This window comes from Streptosporangium fragile, from assembly GCF_039534445.1.
Taxonomy (GTDB): domain Bacteria; phylum Actinomycetota; class Actinomycetes; order Streptosporangiales; family Streptosporangiaceae; genus Streptosporangium; species Streptosporangium fragile.
The window spans coordinates 1-1,143 of sequence record NZ_BAAAVI010000173.1 but is presented as its reverse complement, the minus strand read 5'-3'; the positions used below and the strand labels follow the sequence as shown (position 1 = coordinate 1,143).

Annotated in this window: 1 protein-coding gene; it reads left to right on the top strand. The window is 72.1% G+C overall.

Features of this window, described 5'->3' with window-relative positions:
* Positions 1-13: 13 nt before the first annotated feature.
* The coding region (locus ABD841_RS40485; protein WP_344982392.1) for a cytochrome P450 at positions 14-1,143 on the top strand (1,130 nt) is incomplete at its 3' end.

The window sequence follows — 1,143 nt, the reverse complement described above, 5'->3', positions numbered from 1 at the left end:
CAACGACGCCGCGCTGGACCCGCCCGCGGAATGGGCCGAGCTGCGCGAAAAGTGCCCGGTGGCCCACGTGACGCTGCCCAGCGGCGACCAGGCGACACTGCTGACCCGCTACGAGGACGTCAAGCAGGTGCTCGCCGACCCGCGCTTCACCCGCCAGCTCACCGCCCCCGACGCGGCCCGCCTGTCGGCCGACGGCGGCGGAGTGTTCAGCAGCGAGTTCGCGCAGATCATCCCCGACGGCGGCGAGGAGCACCAGCACTGGCGGCGCCTGGTCGGCAAGTGGTTCACCGCCAAGCGCATGAACGCGCTGCGGCCCGCGATGGCCCAGATCGCCGAGGACCTCATCGACGACATGGTCAAGCGCGGCGCCCCCGCCGACCTCAGGGCGTCGCTGGGCTTCCCGCTGCCGGTCTACGTCATCTGCGACATGCTCGGCGTGCCCGCCGCCGACCGGGACCGCTTCTCCTACTGGTCCGACACCCTGCTCAACCTCACCAAGTACGGCAAGGCCGAGATCGACGCCGCGCAGGCCGAGTTCTTCGCCTACATGTCCGAGCACGTCGCCGCCAAGCGCGCCCAGCCCGGCGAGGACCTGCTCAGCGAACTGATCGCGGCCGGCGGTCCGGAGGACGGCGGCCTGTCCGACCTGCAGATCCTCGTCACCGGCATGGCGCTGCTGGTCGCCGGGCACGAGACCACCGCCAACATGATCGGCAAAATGGTGGCGATGCTGCTGGCCGACCGCGCCCGCTGGCAGGCGCTGCTGGCCGACCCGTCGCTGATCCGCACCACGGTGGAGGAGTCGCTGCGCCTGGACGCCAACTCCGGTTTCGGCCTGCCGCGCTACCTGCCCGAGGAGACCGAGGTCAGCGGCACGGTGCTGCCCCGCGGCACCACGGTGATCTGCAGCATGGCGGCCGCCAACCGCGACGAGAGCGCCTTCGACGCGGCCGCCGAGATGGACCTGACCCGCAGCCCCAACCCGCACCTGGCCTTCGGCGCCGGCGCCCACTCCTGCCTGGGCCAGGCGTTGGCCCGCACCGAGCTGCAGGTCGTGCTGGAGGTGCTGCTGCGCAAGCTTCCCACTCTGGAGCTGGCCGTGCCGGTGGCGGAGCTGGAGCGGGTCGAAGGGCTGGCCGTCGG